Below are 15,119 nucleotides of genomic sequence, written 5' to 3' on the forward strand. Positions count from 1 at the left end.
TCCGGCGTCGCCGGCTTTGCCGGGGCCACCGGTCACGGCCCCACCTGGAAGGCATAGGCGAGGACCGCGTGGATCACCATCAGGATCAGAAGCGCGTGCGCCAGCGGGACATGGGCGAACAGCCAGAACCGCAGTGCCATCTGAGCGGCGTACTGGTAGTCGAGGTCATCCTTGGCCTCGACAAGTTCACAGAGCCGCTCGAGCGTGTCTCGCCCGCTCGCATCGACATACCGGTGAAGCGAACGGATCTGCTGGAGCTGACGACGCTGGTGGCCGTGATATCCGGTCAGATGGGACAGCGCATTCCGCGGCCGCTGGAAATAGACGCTCAGTTCCTTTTGGTAATAGTCGGCGATGGTGACCGACGCCGTGTCCCGGGCCGAGGCGATGGCCAGGGCCTGCGCCTCGGCGGCAATCTCGGCCCGGCGGGTGGCGATACGGTCGTAGAGTTCCCGGGCCCCGTGATCGCGCATGCGCCTGGGCAGGATCCGGTTCAACCAAATCCCGACGGTCCCGCTGATCGCAACCGCCACGAACGGGATCCAGAGCGCGACCTCGAACGGGCCGTCCGGCAGGCCGAATCCGGTATGGGTCAGGAAGACAGCGACGGCGAACCAGCCGGCGTAGATATGGACCTGTTCCCAGGCCGACGCGCTGCCCAGGGGGAGCACCGGGATGCGTCGGCGCGCCTCGAACAGGGCGAGCGCGGCGATCAGGATCAGCAGGATCCAGCCGGTCACGAACCGGGTGTCGTGCAGGGTCGTTTCCGCCAGATGGGCGGTGGCCACGAGCAGGGCGGCGGCGATGCCAACGATCGTGCCGTTGCGGATCCTCCGGCGGGCGAACCCGGTCAGCGACGCAGCCATGCCACCAGCTCTCCCGGGTCGCTCATGTCGAGGCGGACCAGGGCGTCGTTCGGGCAGGCGCGCTGGCAGGCTGGTCCGCCAAGCTGTCCGGCGCACAGATCGCATTTGGTCGCCCGATGGATCGCCGTTCCCGTCTCCCGGTCGGTGATCACCTGGCCGGCGCGGTCGGCGATCTCGACCATGACGATGTTGTCGTAGGGGCAGCTCCGCGCGCAGGTGCCGCAGCCGATGCAGGTCTCGTCGTTGATGTGGACGTCGCCGAGCGACAGGTCGCGCTGGATCGCGCCGGTCGGACAGCCGATCAGGCAGACGGCATCGACGCAGTGCATGCAGGCATGGGCGATCATCACGTCGCCATGGGAGGGGCCCTGGCGCACGAAGCGCGGGTTGCCGTCATGGGTCGCCGCGCAGGCCTTCACGCAGTCGTCGCAGCCGGTGCAGCGGTCGAGGTCGATCACCATCGACTGGGTGCCGTTGATGATCCGCTCGTCGATCAGGAAGTCGACCAGCGGCTGTTCGATCCCGGTGGCGCTCTCGTCCCGCTTCCAGACCGGCGTCGAGGGCGCCTCCGCCGGGGTCTCTGTCGGCAACAGGTGCTCGGGCAGGGTGGGCAGGACGTAGCGCTCCATGACCAGGGCCGGCACCCGCAGAATGTCGAGATAGCCGATCGCCCGCAGGCTGTAGCGCAGCGGCCGTGCCGCCCCCGATCGCCATTGCCGGACCAGTTCCTCGAATCCGAAGAGGTCGTTGTTCTTCAGGTAGCCGACCGTGCGGTCGCCGTGATCCAGGTGCTCGGTCACCCGGGCGAAACCGGCGCGAACCATGATCAGGTCGTCGGCAAGGCTGCCTTCCTCGGCGATCAGCGGTTCGCCCGCCAGGGGCTCGCCGGAGTCCGACGGCACCTCGCCGGTGGGGAAGAGTTCCTGGGTCCCGTGGTTCTCGAAGCGGATCTCCTCGGCGACGACGGCCCTCGTCTCCGCGTCCAGGTGGGCGAACAGCGGGCTTTCCGCCAGATGGGCGAGCAGGCTGCGGGTGCGGTGCAGGTGGTCGACGGTCTCGCGCAGGCCGGGGTCGCGGGCGCGCAGGTCGCGCAGTCCCTGCCATCTCAGCTCGATCACTTCGCAGTCGGTGCCGGCGAACACCGTCGCGGTGCGCGGGGTACGCGAGAGGGCCGAGATCTCGCCGAACATGTCGCCATGACCGAGCGGAATGATCGACTGCTCGGCCATCACCCGGTCGATGTCCGGCAGATAGGCCCGGTCCCGGTCGGCGCGCAGATGCACGGCGCCGGATCGCGGCGACAGGGTTCGGGTTTCGATCTCCGGCGAATTGCCCCAGAGCTGGGACAGCGCCCGCCAGACCGACCGGCGACGCCGCGGCATCGCGCGGTTGCTGTCGGGAAGGCCGGCATAGAGGACGCAGGCCGTGCCGGTCAGGATCACGAAGACCGAGTTCCCGTAGTCCCCCTCTCGCACCACGATGTCGCCGCGCTGGTAGCGGTTGATCCGGGCGTCGTTGCGCACGATGTCCGCCAGGAGCAGGCCCGGCGGGAACCGCTCCGGATCGAGATCGCGGAACACCGGTGCCGCCAGGATCCGCTCGACCGCCCCCGCCGCCAGATCCGGGTCGAACGGATTGTCCCAGCGTCGGGGCCGGCTGATCGCTGTGGCGGGGGAAAGCACCTCGACGATCCTCAGCGGGCCGGGGTGCCCTTGTAGGCGGAGTCCGGCGGCAGGACCTGGTCGATCGCGCCGAAGGTGCTGCCGTCGTACTTCTCGACGATCTGGCGGGTGATCGCGCCGACCTTGTCCGCCGCCGCCGACAGGGCCGCGTCGTTGTTCAGCTTGAGGCCGGCGCTGTTGGCAGCCACCCCCATCTGTCCGAGTTCCTCGATCTTCAGGTACCCCTCGAGGGCAGCGATCGCCTGGCGGGCCGCCTGGGCGCGCGTGGCCATGGACACCGCGTAGGACGCCTTCTGGGTCGCCTTGCCGACCGCGCGCAGCGCCGTCTCCAACTCGACCGCCCGGCCGACGACGAACATCAGCCGCTTGTCGTTGAGCGAGGCGGGCGCGTTGGCGGCCCCCTTGTTGTGCCAGGTGTTGTGGCGGACCTCGCCCTGGGACCAGGTGACCAGCTCGAACGGGCTGCCGGCCTTGTGCCCGCCGACATTCACCAGCTTCTCGTTCGGCACCACGTGGCAGGAGAAGCAGTTGCTTGCCCAGGCATACATATCCTTGGGGCGGATCATGCCGGCGGCCTCGGCCTTCTGCCAGCGGAGCGCGATCTCTTCCTGGCTTTCCTGGCCTTCCTTCTTGCCGCTGAAGCCGCTGTGGATCGGCTGCCAGGCGCTCGCCGCGCCGTGACAGCTCTCGCAGGACACGCCGGCGACCGGCTCGGGCTCTCCGCCGCTGGTCTCTACCGTGGTGAAGTGGCAGTTGAGGCACAGGCTCTCCGACTTGATCCGCCGCATGCCCATGCGTTCGGCGATGTCGTTCGCCTCCTTCTTGCGGGTCAGCTCGGTGAAGGTCGAGAAGTGGTGCGTACCCTTCCAGACTTCCGTCTCGGTCTTGTGGCACTCGGCGCATTTGGCCGGGCCGATCACCTTGAACGCACCGTCGCCGGTCTGGGCCGCGGCGGGCGAGCCGGCGAGTGCCGCCGTGACGACCAGGGTCGTGACAAGCAACGATGCCGCCGTGGCGAGCCGGCCGAGGGCCGATAGTCCCGTTGACTGGTGCATCGTGGCGTCCTCCGTCGATTTCATTCTAGCGTCGTTCGGTTTGGTCATGCGTCGAGTATCAACCTGTCGCGCGGTACGGCCATGCAGGCGAGGCAGGTGCCCGGTTCCGGAACCACGGCCGGTTCCGCCACGTAGTCTACCGCGCCTGCCTTGATGGCAACGATACAGGTGCCGCAATGCCCGGCCCTGCAGCCGCTCTCCAGGGCCACGCCGTTGCTCTCGGCCAGGGCGAGAATCGAGCCGGCCGACCCGTCCCAGTTCAGGGTCTTGCCGGACCGGTCGAAGCGGACCTCCACACCCGGTTTGGCTTCTGCCGCGGGGCGTTCGGTCGGTTGACGGTGTGCGGTGGCCGCGCCGAAGGCTTCGACCCGGATATCCTCGGACGGCACGCCCCAATCGCGCAGGCCGCCGGCGACGGATTCCATCATCGGCGCCGGTCCGCACAGATAGAAGAGGTAGTTGGTCGACGGCAGCGTGTCCTTCAGCAACGCCAGATCGATCCGGCCCGGCCGGTCGTAGTCCCGGCCGAGGACGCAGGCCTCGGTCGGCCGGCTGTAGCAGGTAACCACATGCAGGGTCGGGTAGAGCCGGCGCAGTCCGGCGATATGCTCGGCGAAGGCGTGCTGGTCGCGGTTGCGCACGCCGTAGAACAGCCGGATCTCGCGTTCCGTCTGGCCGTCGCACATCGCGTTGAGCATGCTCAGCAGCGGCGTGATGCCGATGCCGCCGGCGATCAGCACGATCGGCTGGTCGGAGGCGGGATCGCCGGTGAAGGCGCCGGTGGGCCCGCGCACGTCCAGGATGTCGCCCTCGCGCACCACGTCGTTCAGGTAACCCGACACGATGCCCGGATCGCAGGCCGCGCCTTCGGGGGCGGGCACCTTTTTCACGCTGATGCGATAGCGTCCGCCGTCGCTCGGCGCATCGGACAGGGAATAGCAGCGCACCAGCGGTTTGGACCGGTCCGGGAGCCGGAACTGGAACGTCAGAAACTGGCCCGGCAGGTAGCGCGGCAGGGGGCGGCCGTTGTGCGCGACCAGCTCTAAGGAATGGACGTCTTCGGCCTCGCGGACCTTGCGCACGACCTTCAGCTTGCGGAATCCGCTCCAGGAATTGATGGCGAGGTCGCGCTCCGCTTCGGCGCGGCGCAGCGACAGCTCGACCCGACGCTCGAACAGTCGGGCCTCGGCGGCGAAACTGCGGCGCTCCAGATAGCCCCGCCGCCATGTCCCGTACAGGCCGAGCGCCATCTGGGCGGCTGTGCCGGCGACGATGACATAGCCGAGTGTCTCAAGGATCCCGATCATCGCTAGAATCTTACCAGCAACTCGGTGCGCGCGCCGTAGCCGAGGTCGCGGGCCTCTTCGCGGGACACGAAGCCGTCGAGCTGCAGGACGAAACGGGAGCCCAGCGCCTGCTGAAAGCGCAGGCCGATTGCGGCGGCATCCCGCTGGTCCGGATCGGTGGCGATCCGGGTGCCGAGTTCGGCGACGAGTTGGGTGCGCTCCTGGTTGAAGAACATCTGATAGCCGGCGGCGGCGGCGACCACGTCGTCTGCCCGGTTGCTCAGGGCGGTCCCGTAATCGCCGAGACCGGGGGAGGCGAAAAGGATGCCGACCGGCCCGAGCGGGCCGCCGGCGATCGGATCGCGGGCCGCCGAGGTGAACCGGTCCACGGCCCAGGCGGCGTTGACGTACATCACGTCGTCGTTGCCCATCGGGTCGCCGGAAAGCTCGGCCAGGAACACGGTGCCGGTATCGACCGCCTCGGACGTGTCGTCGAGGGCGACGGACTGGGCGACGCGGAAGGCGGTGTTCAGCTTGCCGAAACGCTGGGTCGCGGCCGCACCCAGGAACAGGCCGTCGGTTCCATTGTCGCCGTCCTCGCCCCCCGTCACCCAGAGTGCGTCAAGCGCGACGGTGGAGGCCCGGAAGTCGGTCTCCGAGAACAGGCCGACCAGCTTGGCCTTGTCGTCGCGCGCGTTGTCGCTGCGGTGGATGTTGCCCCAGCCGAACAGCGCGGTGAGGCGGGTATCGACCGAGATGTCCCGGGCGATCAGGGTGTCCCGGGTGACGGCGACGGCATCGACCGTGTCGTTGATCAGCAGGCCTTCCTGGAACAGCAGCTGCTGGCGCCCGACGGTGAAGCCGATATCCAGGCCGCCGGTGTCGAACGGATCGGCATCGGGGAAGATCTCGCCGATCTCTCCCTCGAAGAACAGGGCGGTGATCTCGCCGCTGAACTGATTGTCGAAGCCTTCCCTGTCCTCCGGGCGGCGGTGGTAGCCGGAGAACCGGCCCCCGTCGCGCAGGGGCGACAGGCCGAACAGCACCCGCTCGGTGCCGCTGAGCTGCAGGTTGGCGAACAGGTCGAGCCGGTTGGCCCATTCCTGCACTTCCGGGGCGTCGCCGTTCTTGAAGATTCCGACACCCGTGCGGTACTGGCCGAAGACCCAGAGCGCGGGCTGCCACACGGCGCCGGTGGGCAGCTCGAAACCGGGATCCAGCGGGCCGGTCCCCAGCAGGTCCGAACCGATCTCCAGCAGCGGCTCGGTGCGCGCCGGCAGCGCGTCGCCCTTGTAGGGGATCACTTCTTCGGAAAGCGTCTTCACCTCGGCCGAGACCGACGACGTGGCGAGGACGATGGCGGCTGCCGGAAGCAGCCGCAGCCAATGGGGCATCCGGTTCATTGGACTTCTGCCCGGTTCTGGCCGCCGAGGGTCACGACCGTCTCCCGTTCGGCGATGGTCAGCGTGCCGTCGACGACGGCATCGGCGACCTGGCGCGGGCTCATGCCGTAGTCGAAGCCGATGTCCTGGATCGCCAGGATCAGGTTGACCGGCACCATCTGCGCCTTGAGCTTCATGGAGATCGCATAGGGCCCCGACCCGGTGAGGGCCTCAGCCGGCACCGCATACTCGGCAGTCCGCTGGCCCAGCGGGTCGATGGTCTGCTTGTGTTTCCGCGCCGTTCTCGGCCGGCCGTAGATCGTCGTCGGCAGCGCTTCGGGCCGCACGAAGGGCAGCACGCCCTGGGAGGTGTTGATCGGCAGCACCTGCTCCCGTTCGCCGCCGCGCAGCAGGCGGACCAGGAACTTGGACTGCAGGTTGAACAGATCCTCGTCGAGCGGAAGTTCGCCGGCATGGACATAGGCGGAATGGGTGTCGCGCAGGTCACCGTTCGGATCGCGGTCGCCGGACCGGTACACAACGGCCCCATCGGCATTCGTCACGGTCACGTCCAGGAACATCAGCCGTTCGGCGTCGAAGCCGGTCGGCACCGAATGGCCGTCCGTGATGTTGCGCACCGTCGCCGAAAACGACAGGTCGCCCGGCGCCGCCGACGTGATTCGGATCTCGTCGAGCGCCAGGCCGTTGCGCAGAACCTCCAACCTACGCTCGTCGGCCTTCGCCAGGCGTTTCTTCTGCGCCTCGACGATCTTGCGGCCGTCATACCGGTCGTCTATCGAGCGCCATGCCTCGGGGAAGGGGTAGTCGCGCGGGGCGGCATTCTCGAAGGCGTCGGTTCCCCAACCGGCGGCATCATCGAAGGTCATCCATTCCCGCATGGTCTTGAAGCTCTGCGCCTTCACGTTCAGCGGGAACAGGCCGGGGTGAAGGATGGAATGGTCCGGACCGGCGAAGAAATGACTGGCCAGTTTGCGGGTCCGCGTCGGCTCGCCGCCGACGACGGCCGCCGGGCCTTCCTCGTAGCCGGAGGCCACGCCCTGCTCCTTGCCCATATGGCAGTCCTGGCAGGTCACCCCGGCCTGGGAGGCCGGCGACTGATGATACTCGGCGAAGGCCTCCTCCAGGCGGAAACCGTTGACCAGGGTCACGTCGTGGCAGGTACCGCAGAAGCCGGGGGTGACCAGCGGAAAGAACCGTTCGACTTCGGTATGGATGGCGCGGCCGGGTGCCGAGCGGTCGGTGGAGACCCGATAGGTCTCCGGTTCGTCCAGCACGCGATTCAGTTCCTCGTCGCCCTTGGGGCCGAAGACCGGTTCGTACAGATCGCCCTCGACGATGGCGAGGCGGCCGCTGATCTTGCCGTAGTTGCGGTCGATCCGGTGGCAGGTGATGCAGGTCACGCCCTCCCGCGAGGTCGGGTGCCGGTCGAAATTGGAGACATAGACCGACTCTTCCAGGTTCATGCCCACCGGCGAATGGCAGCGCACGCAGAAGTCGCCGTTGGTGCCGCTGGTCTTGGCGTTGATCGCCGCCTGCATGGTCAGGAAGATCGGGCTGAGCTGGGCATAGGCGTGCTGGGAGGCGGACCATTCCTCATACTGCTTGGGATGGCAGGTGGCGCAGGTCGTGGCGGCCGGGAAGCGGTTCTCGGCGAACAGCTTCTCGTGCTCCGCGGCCGCGCCGGATGTGCTCCCGGCCGATGTCGTCCCGGCGGCGTCGGGCGGTGTTTCGGTCGGTATCGGAGCGCCGATCGCCGGTGCCACGGACGGGCTGACGACGTCCGGTGCCGGGGTCAGCAGCAGATCGTCCTTGGCCGAGGGCTGGACCAGCAGGTCGTCCGACTGCGCCGGTGCCAGCTGCAGCAGGAGGTCGTCCGATTGTGTCGGCGTGGGCCGCAGCAGGAGATCGTCGGTCTGCGCGGGGGGCGTCTGGTCGCCTGCGCTCGGCTGCAGCAGCAGGTCATCGTCGGCGGCGGCCAGATGCTCTGCGATCCGTTGAAGAGATTGGGCTCCGACGGTGGTGTCGGCCTCGGCAGCGCTGACAAGCAGACAGATCGCCAGCGGCAGGGCGGAAACGGCGATGATCAGATCGCGGTGCAGGCCGTTCTTTTTCATAGACAGCTTCCGGTCGCTTTCTGCGGACGAGATCAGAGACGTTATTACCGTGATTTAGCGATCGGTCAAATCTCGCAATGTGCACATAAAACTAGAAATATGCCGCGCTGTCACACCTCCAGAACACCCAGCTTGCCCTCCCGTTGGTTGTCGGTCCTTGGCCGGTTACTGGCCTCGGGTGGCGCGTTGATTTGTTCGGCTTTTGATGATCCAGGCCGATTTCCCGGGTTCTGAGCACTTCCATCCGGCGGCGGCGCGGCGCTCGTGGAAGGTCAGCCGGTCGAAGGGGCAAGCCAGATGGGCGAGCGTCGGTTCGGCCGCCGCTGGGGCCAGCGCGATGGTTGGGATCAACGGTCCAAAGCGTATCTACTGTTGCGCGAACACATGCTCCACAGCGGCGCGGACTGACGACGTCTTCGCATTGGTCTGGACTGGGATTATGGACATCGACGTGCCGGGCGGTTTGCGCCGATGGATCGCGCTGGTCGGTATTGAGGACAGCCGGGCCCGGATCATGAACTCCAACCGCTTGCCGCGCAGACTGGGCTGCGCCAACAGGATCAGCGCCTCGAACATCGACACAGGACTGAGCGGAGGACGGCCGCCGTTCGAGCCGTCGCCGTAGTCCAGGCCCCCAGCGTTCATTCCGACACGCCGTCGATATAGACCCAACCCGCTCCTTGGCGGCGAAACCGGCTGGTTTCGGTCAAACGGCCCGTCTGACTGCCCTTGCGCCACGTTGCGATGAAGCGGACAAGCGCGGTATCGGGGCCGGTCACCTCGTGACGGTCGATCGTCAGCCCGGTCCAGGCCTGCGCGGTGTCCAAGGTCAACGTCAACGGCCGCGTTTCCGCTGCCCAGCTCTTGTACAGGTAGGCCGCATTTCCGCGGCTGAAGGCGCAATAGCGTGACCGCATCAGTTCCTCGGCATTGCGCGCCGGCGCCCCTGAATGCAACCGGCCGCAGCAGCCCACATAGCTCTTCCCGCTGCCACACTCACACGGCTCAAACAAGTCTGTCTCCCAAGGGCGTGGTGACACGCCGCCTGCCGATTTGCGGTCCATGCACCGGCTTGACCGTCATCACCATTGCGACGGCTGGACCATTGCGACGACTGGACGCGAAGACGGGCTGGGGTCCACCGTCAAAGAAATGGCTGTCCTAGCGTAATCCATCCTGTCCCTCAGCCTCGTCGTGGCTCAAACCACCGACGCGGGCGAGAGGGCGGCCGCTGTCGGTCACAGCGACGGCAACCATGATCTCGCCCGCACGGGGGGAATCGTTCAGGCGGACCTCGATCGCGTCGAAATGGCTGCGGACATAGGCCGCGTTCTTGTGGCCCAACGGCACATCCAGAACGTGCCCCGGTCCTCCCATTTTCTTTGACGAGGGTACCAGGGCCGCGCCGCCGCCGACTGCCGCCCGCAGCGGAGCGCCGAGTTTGGGGTGGAGAATGGCCGCTGCGTGCTCCAATTCGCCCGCCTCTCCGACCATGGCGGCCTTGCCATAGCTCTGCACCTGGTCGGGGGCGATTCCTAAAGCCTCGACGCATCGTCCGGCCAGAAGGCCGCCGAGTTCGCTGCCGATATCCATGAGGACAGAGAGATCGTCGACATAGCGTCCGGCGAAAGGGTTCGCGATCACCGCCACGGCGACGGCCTTCCGGCTGGCAGGCGAAACGGTACGCCCAGCCTCTTTGAGGGTTTCTTCAACCCAAACAGCGATCTTGCGAATGTCGGCGATCATTTACGGTTCATCCTGCCAACGGCAGTCGTTTCCATCAACAACAAGCCATCAGTCGATGCTCGGGCTCTACCAATGGCCGGAGGAAACTCGCGGCTCGGGTCACCGCGCATATACCGCGCATATAAAGACGATCGCAATGGGGCGGCCGGATGGTGGCCTCCAACGACCGTTCTGGGTCGACAGGGCTGAAAGTCGGGATCGCTCCGGCGACATGAACCGTTAGAAGCAGCCGCCCTATCGCGGCCAGGTCGGGTGGTGGTCGTCGATCACGAAGGCATGGGCATGCCGGACCGGCTTGTGGCGGTGCGCGCCGTCGGGCCGCCACTCGACCCGGCCCTGGCCATGATGTGCGTCGTCGGGCTCGCCGTGAACATGCGTGATGCCGTCATGCTCGTGCTCGATGACTTCCGGGTCCCGGGACGGCCAGACCGCCCAGGCGACGGCGCATCCCAGCACCACGCCCCCGGCCAGGACGACGAAGGTGTTCGGAAGCCCGATCAGCGGACCGAGCCACCCAGCCGTCGGATAGGCGATCAGCCAGCAGGCATGGGACAGGGCGAACTGGGCGGCGAACAGGGCGGGCCGGTCCTCGGCATGGGACGACCGCCGCAGCAGCAGCCCGGACGGCGTCATGATCAGGGAAACGCCGATACCGACAACCGCCCAGAGCCCCATGGCCGCCGCGTAGCCGGGTTCCAGGACGCCGAAGGGCAGGGCGACGGCGAGCAGCCCGCCGCCGGACAGCATCACGGTTCGGGGCGGCAGCCGGTCGAGCAGGCGCGGCAGAGCGAGCGCGACCAGCATCGAGCCGACCCCATAGGACGCGAACAGGAAGGCCACGTCCTGATCCCCGCCGCCGAGCACCTCGCGGACATAGACGACCGTGTTCACGATCACCATCGACCCCGCGGACGACACCGCGAAGCTGAGGGCCAGCAGCCCCCGCAGCCGCGGCGTGCGCAGGTAGATGAAGGCGCCCCGGGTCAGCCTTTCCCGGAACGGCCGGGCAACGCTCTCGGGACGGATCGCCGGCAGGATCACCGAGATCACCAGGGCGGCGGAGGCCAGGAAGGCGATGCCGTTGCCGACGAACAGCCAGTGAAAGCTCATCACGGTGAGCAGCAGGCCGGCCAGCATGGGGCTGATCAGCGATTCCAGATCGTAGGCGAGCCGGGAGAGCGAGAGTGCGTTGGTATAGTCCTTCTCGTCGGTCAGCACGTCCGGAATGGTCGCCTGGAAGGTCGGGGTGAAGGCGGCCGAGCAGGCCTGGAACAGGAACACCAGGAGGTAGACCTGCCAGACCGCCGACACGAACGGCAGGAACAGCACCATCCCCGCCCGGCAGAGATCGAGGCCGACCAGAAACCGGCGCCGCGGCGCCTTTCCCGCCAGGGCGGCGGCGACGGGGGCGAGCCCGACATAGGCGACCATCTTGATCGCCAGGGCCGTGCCCAGCACCTGGCCCGCCTGCGCTCCCGCGAGGTCGTAGGCGAGCAGGCCGAGGGCGACGGTCGTCAGCCCGGTCCCGATCAGCGACAGCACCTGGGCCGCGAACAGATGCCGGTAGGTTCGATTGCCCAGGACGCTCAGCATGCCGTCCTCCGCTCAAAGGAACTTGGTGATCGCCTTGAAGTCGGACAGAGCCTCCGGGTCCCCGTCGCCGGGTTGAGCCGCGGCATCGAGGCAGTGGTCGATATGGTCCCGGATCAGGGTCCGCTTCGCCTGGGTGATCGCCTTCTCAACAGCATGGAGCTGCTGGGCGATATCGGTGCAGGCCCGGCCTTCCTCGATCATCGAGACGACGCTGAGCAGGTGCCCGTTCGCCCGCTTCAGACGCTTGACGATATCGCCGTGGGTTGCATGCCGGTGGGGTTCTGTCATAAACAACAAGTATCCTCCCTGGGAGGATCGGGCAAGCTGTCTCAGACCGGAAGCTGTACCAAGCACCCCTATGAAGCACGGGCTCAGAAAACTGCGAAGAATTGTGCTCGTGTGCATATGCGGAGCATTCCTGCTTTCCGCTGTTCGACCCGACCTCGGCCATCTGCCCAATCTGCTCGACGTGCTGAGCGAGCATGCTGAGACGGCACTCGATCATGGACACTCCCATGGTCTCGAAGAGGATATCTTCACCGCGCTGCAAGGCCATGCCCATGGGCTGGGCGATCATGAACACGTTCCCGATCTGTTGCCTGTCGCGAATGTCGGACCCATGCCTCAGACGTTTGGAGGCTATCGCAGCGCACGGCTATCGGACGCCAGCCCCACCCCCATCTTCCTGTTTGAAAGACCCCCGCGCAGCTGATTGCCCCGAGGCGAGACCTCGCAATCACGACTGAATTCCGAAACGCGGAGACATCTTCATGAGAATGTCCTTCCGGGCGCGCGACTGCTCCAGGTTCTGGCTGGCCGGCGCCCTGCTGCTCTGGGCTTTCGCGCTTGGAGCTACACAAGCTGTCGCCCACAACGTCACAGAGGGTGACGCGGGCTACATCCAGGAAATCTGGGGGGTCAACATCATCCCCTTCATCTATCTCGGGGCCAAGCACATGGTCACGGGGTACGACCACATCCTGTTCCTGTTCGGGGTGGTCTTCTTTCTCTATCGCATGAAGCACGTGGCGCTTTACGTGAGTCTCTTCGCGATGGGGCACTCGATCACGATGCTGGCGGGCGTCTACTTCAACTGGGCCGTCAACCCCTACGTGATCGACGCGATCATCGGCTTCTCAGTCGTCTACAAGGCGCTCGACAATCTCGGAGCCTACCAGCGCTGGTTCGGTTTCCAGCCGAATACCAAGGCCGCGACCCTGATCTTCGGCCTGCTCCACGGTCTCGGCCTCGCGACTAAGATTCTCGACTACAACATCGCGTCGGATGGACTGTTGGCGAACCTCATCGCCTTCAATGTCGGCGTCGAACTCGGACAGATCATGGCCCTGGCGGTGATCCTGATCGCGATGGGCTATTGGCGGAAGTCGGCAAGCTTCTGGAAGCATGCCTACACCGCCAACGTCGTGATGATGTCGCTCGGCTTCATGCTGATGGGACTGCAGATCACCGGTTACTTCGTGGCCGCCTAAGAGATTGGAGACAGACATGAACAACACTCAAGAGCCGACGACCGACGAGCTTCCCAGCTCGGCGCAGCTTCTGCGCTCCACCCTTATCGCTCTGGCCGCAGCGATTGCGATCCTCGTCACCGTGATCCTGCCGTCCGAGTATGCCATCGACCCGACGGGGGTGGGACGCATGCTTGGATTGGCCGAGGTAGGCGAGACCAAGCAGCAAGTCGCCGCGGAAGCGACGCAGGACCGCGGGATGCCGCAGAAAACGGGCAATCGGCCCGGCGCGCTGGACGGGATCCTCGGCCTGTTCGTCTCGACCGCTCATGCCCAAGAGGCGTGGCGGGACGAAGCCACCTTTACGCTCGGATCGGGCGAGCCGATCGAGACGAAGATGGTGATGAAGAAGGGTGAAACCGTTGAATACGAGTGGGCCGCCGAGGGAGGCCGGATGAACTTCGACCTCCATGGCCATGGCGGGGGAGAGTCCGTGACCTACGAGAAGGGACGGGGTCAAACCTCGGGCAAGGGGAGTTTCACCGCCACGTTCGATGGCGAGCACGGCTGGTTCTGGCGCAATCGCGACAGCTCCGACGTCACGGTGATGCTCAAGGTTCGCGGCGAATACGGCGCGTTCAAGCGGTCGCAGTGATGGAACCAGCCCGCCGGCAACGGCGGCCTCGCCTGACGGAAGGGCTTAGGCCCGAAAGGAACTCAGATATGTACAACGCCAACAAACCCAAACCCGAAGATCTGCCAAGTTCGGCTCAGCTCGTTCGCTCGACGATCATTGCGGCCGTCGCAATCGTCGTGATCCTGGTCACCGTCGTCATGCCGGCAGAATACGGCATCGATCCCACCCGTATCGGCCGAGTGATCGGACTGACGGAGATGGGCGAGATCAAGACGCAGCTCCACGAGGAAGCCGAAGAGGACCGTCGGCGGGAGTTGCAGAATCAGTCCCCGGCAATCACGGACGACAAGAGTTCGAGCTGGTTCGACCGGTTGCCGAGCCTGTTCATCTCCACGGCCCATGCTCATGGTTCCGGCGGCCACGGGCCGGGAACCGCGGTTCAGGAGCACGTCGTCGTAAAGCTCGAACCGGGTCAGGGGGTCGAAATCAAGCTGGTGATGGAGAAGGGAGCGGTCGCGGACTTCACCTGGTTCGCCGAAGGTGGAAAGGTCAATTTCGACCTGCATGGCGACGGCGGCGGACAGACGATCAGCTACGAGAAGGGACGGGGCGTCGAAGCTCAGGACGGCCAGTTCATCGCCGCGTTCGCCGGCAATCACGGCTGGTTCTGGCGGAACCGAGACTCTCAGGCAGTCACCATCACTCTGATCGTGAAAGGTGAGTTCAGCGACGTGAAACGCTTCGACTGACCTCGTCCCGCCGACCGTCCGCCCTGCGGCCTGTGTGCCGCGGGGCGGTGCGGCTGAGGATCAGACCATGCAAGAACTCGCCGCTTATTGGGGCCTGTTTGCGGTATCCTTCCTGGCCGCCACGATCCTGCCGGCGCAATCGGAGATCGGACTTGCCGCCCTGCTGCTGACCGAGGCGTATTCCGTTGCCCTCCTGGTCGCCGTGGCGAGCGTCGGCAATACGCTGGGGGCTGTCGCCAACTGGGGGCTCGGCCGGGGGATAGAGCAGTTCCGCGATCGGAAGTGGTTTCCCGCGTCGGCGGCGCAGCTTGACCGCGCGACGGGCTGGTACCGACGGTATGGCCGGTGGAGCCTGCTGATGAGTTGGGCGCCGTTTATCGGCGACCCTCTCACACTCGCCGCCGGTATCCTGCGCGAGCCGCTATTGACCTTCGTCCTGCTGGTCGCGGTCGCCAAGACGGTCCGCTACGTGACGGTCGTCGCGGTCACCAGCAATTTCATCTGATGTCTTGAGGGATC

General features: G+C 66.3%; 16 protein-coding genes. 6 read left to right on the top strand and 10 right to left on the bottom strand.

The window, feature by feature from the left end; genetic code table 11:
• Window positions 1-32: 32 nt before the first annotated feature.
• Genes G578_RS0112260 through G578_RS26070 form a run of 6 tightly spaced genes read right to left on the bottom strand, consistent with a single transcriptional unit; the run spans window position 33 to window position 8,406 of the window.
• On the bottom strand, window positions 33-866 hold the full coding sequence (locus G578_RS0112260) for a hypothetical protein (RefSeq protein WP_028794487.1): 834 nt from the start codon (window positions 864-866) through the stop codon (window positions 33-35).
• The gene (locus tag G578_RS0112265; RefSeq protein ID WP_028794488.1) at window positions 851-2,548 is read right to left on the bottom strand and encodes a cyclic nucleotide-binding domain-containing protein; all 1,698 of its coding nucleotides are present in this window, start codon (window positions 2,546-2,548) and stop codon (window positions 851-853) included. Before G578_RS0112265 ends, G578_RS0112260 begins: the two co-directional genes overlap by 16 nt.
• 11 nt (window positions 2,549-2,559) lie before the next feature.
• Entirely contained in the window at window positions 2,560-3,627 is a 1,068-nt protein-coding gene (locus G578_RS26065; protein ID WP_211228895.1) for a cytochrome c family protein, read from the bottom strand.
• Window positions 3,628-3,647: 20 nt separating this feature from the next.
• The gene (locus tag G578_RS0112275) at window positions 3,648-4,910 is read right to left on the bottom strand and encodes a 2Fe-2S iron-sulfur cluster-binding protein (protein WP_051244694.1); all 1,263 of its coding nucleotides are present in this window, start codon (window positions 4,908-4,910) and stop codon (window positions 3,648-3,650) included.
• Between the two features lie 2 nt (window positions 4,911-4,912).
• Window positions 4,913-6,292, bottom strand: coding sequence for a hypothetical protein (locus G578_RS0112280; RefSeq protein ID WP_028794490.1), 1,380 nt, complete (start codon window positions 6,290-6,292; stop codon window positions 4,913-4,915).
• On the bottom strand, window positions 6,289-8,406 hold the full coding sequence (locus tag G578_RS26070) for a multiheme c-type cytochrome (protein WP_051244696.1): 2,118 nt from the start codon (window positions 8,404-8,406) through the stop codon (window positions 6,289-6,291). The genes G578_RS0112280 and G578_RS26070 overlap by 4 nt, the downstream gene beginning before the upstream one ends.
• A 439-nt stretch (window positions 8,407-8,845) precedes the next feature.
• Here G578_RS26070 and G578_RS29520 point away from each other — a divergent pair, with 439 nt between their 5' ends.
• Window positions 8,846-9,031, top strand: a complete 186-nt coding sequence (locus G578_RS29520) for a hypothetical protein (RefSeq protein ID WP_156907300.1) — start codon at window positions 8,846-8,848, stop codon at window positions 9,029-9,031.
• A gap of 16 nt (window positions 9,032-9,047) precedes the next feature.
• On the opposite strand, the gene G578_RS0112295 is transcribed toward G578_RS29520, so the two are convergent.
• The 4 genes from G578_RS0112295 to G578_RS0112310 form a co-directional block, all read right to left on the bottom strand.
• Window positions 9,048-9,470 (bottom strand): YchJ family metal-binding protein, encoded by a 423-nt coding sequence (locus G578_RS0112295; RefSeq protein WP_084618848.1) that lies wholly within the window; start codon window positions 9,468-9,470, stop codon window positions 9,048-9,050.
• Between the two features lie 97 nt (window positions 9,471-9,567).
• A complete protein-coding gene (locus tag G578_RS0112300; RefSeq protein ID WP_028794492.1) occupies window positions 9,568-10,152 on the bottom strand; it encodes an amino acid synthesis family protein in 585 nt (194 codons plus the stop codon).
• Window positions 10,153-10,386: 234 nt separating this feature from the next.
• A complete protein-coding gene (locus G578_RS0112305) occupies window positions 10,387-11,745 on the bottom strand; it encodes an MFS transporter (protein WP_028794493.1) in 1,359 nt (452 codons plus the stop codon).
• A 12-nt stretch (window positions 11,746-11,757) separates the two neighbouring features.
• Entirely contained in the window at window positions 11,758-12,033 is a 276-nt protein-coding gene (locus G578_RS0112310; RefSeq protein ID WP_028794494.1) for a metal-sensing transcriptional repressor, read from the bottom strand.
• 70 nt (window positions 12,034-12,103) lie between these two features.
• Here G578_RS0112310 and G578_RS29525 point away from each other — a divergent pair, with 70 nt between their 5' ends.
• The 5 genes from G578_RS29525 (at window position 12,104) to G578_RS0112330 (ending at window position 15,105) form a co-directional block, all read left to right on the top strand.
• Entirely contained in the window at window positions 12,104-12,457 is a 354-nt protein-coding gene (locus G578_RS29525; protein ID WP_156907301.1) for a hypothetical protein, read from the top strand.
• Window positions 12,458-12,515: 58 nt separating this feature from the next.
• Window positions 12,516-13,235 (top strand): HupE/UreJ family protein, encoded by a 720-nt coding sequence (locus G578_RS0112315; RefSeq protein ID WP_051244698.1) that lies wholly within the window; start codon window positions 12,516-12,518, stop codon window positions 13,233-13,235.
• Between the two features lie 16 nt (window positions 13,236-13,251).
• Complete coding sequence (locus G578_RS0112320; protein WP_028794496.1) at window positions 13,252-13,869, top strand: p24 family protein; 618 nt, start codon at window positions 13,252-13,254, stop codon at window positions 13,867-13,869.
• A 68-nt stretch (window positions 13,870-13,937) separates the two neighbouring features.
• Window positions 13,938-14,600 carry a hypothetical protein gene (locus G578_RS0112325; RefSeq protein WP_028794497.1) on the top strand — a complete coding sequence of 221 codons (663 nt, stop codon included), beginning with the start codon at window positions 13,938-13,940 and terminating at the stop codon, window positions 14,598-14,600.
• 67 nt (window positions 14,601-14,667) lie between these two features.
• Entirely contained in the window at window positions 14,668-15,105 is a 438-nt protein-coding gene (locus G578_RS0112330; RefSeq protein WP_028794498.1) for a YqaA family protein, read from the top strand.
• Window positions 15,106-15,119: the final 14 nt, after the last annotated feature.

This window comes from Thalassobaculum salexigens DSM 19539 (genome assembly GCF_000423805.1).
GTDB lineage: Bacteria > Pseudomonadota > Alphaproteobacteria > Thalassobaculales > Thalassobaculaceae > Thalassobaculum > Thalassobaculum litoreum.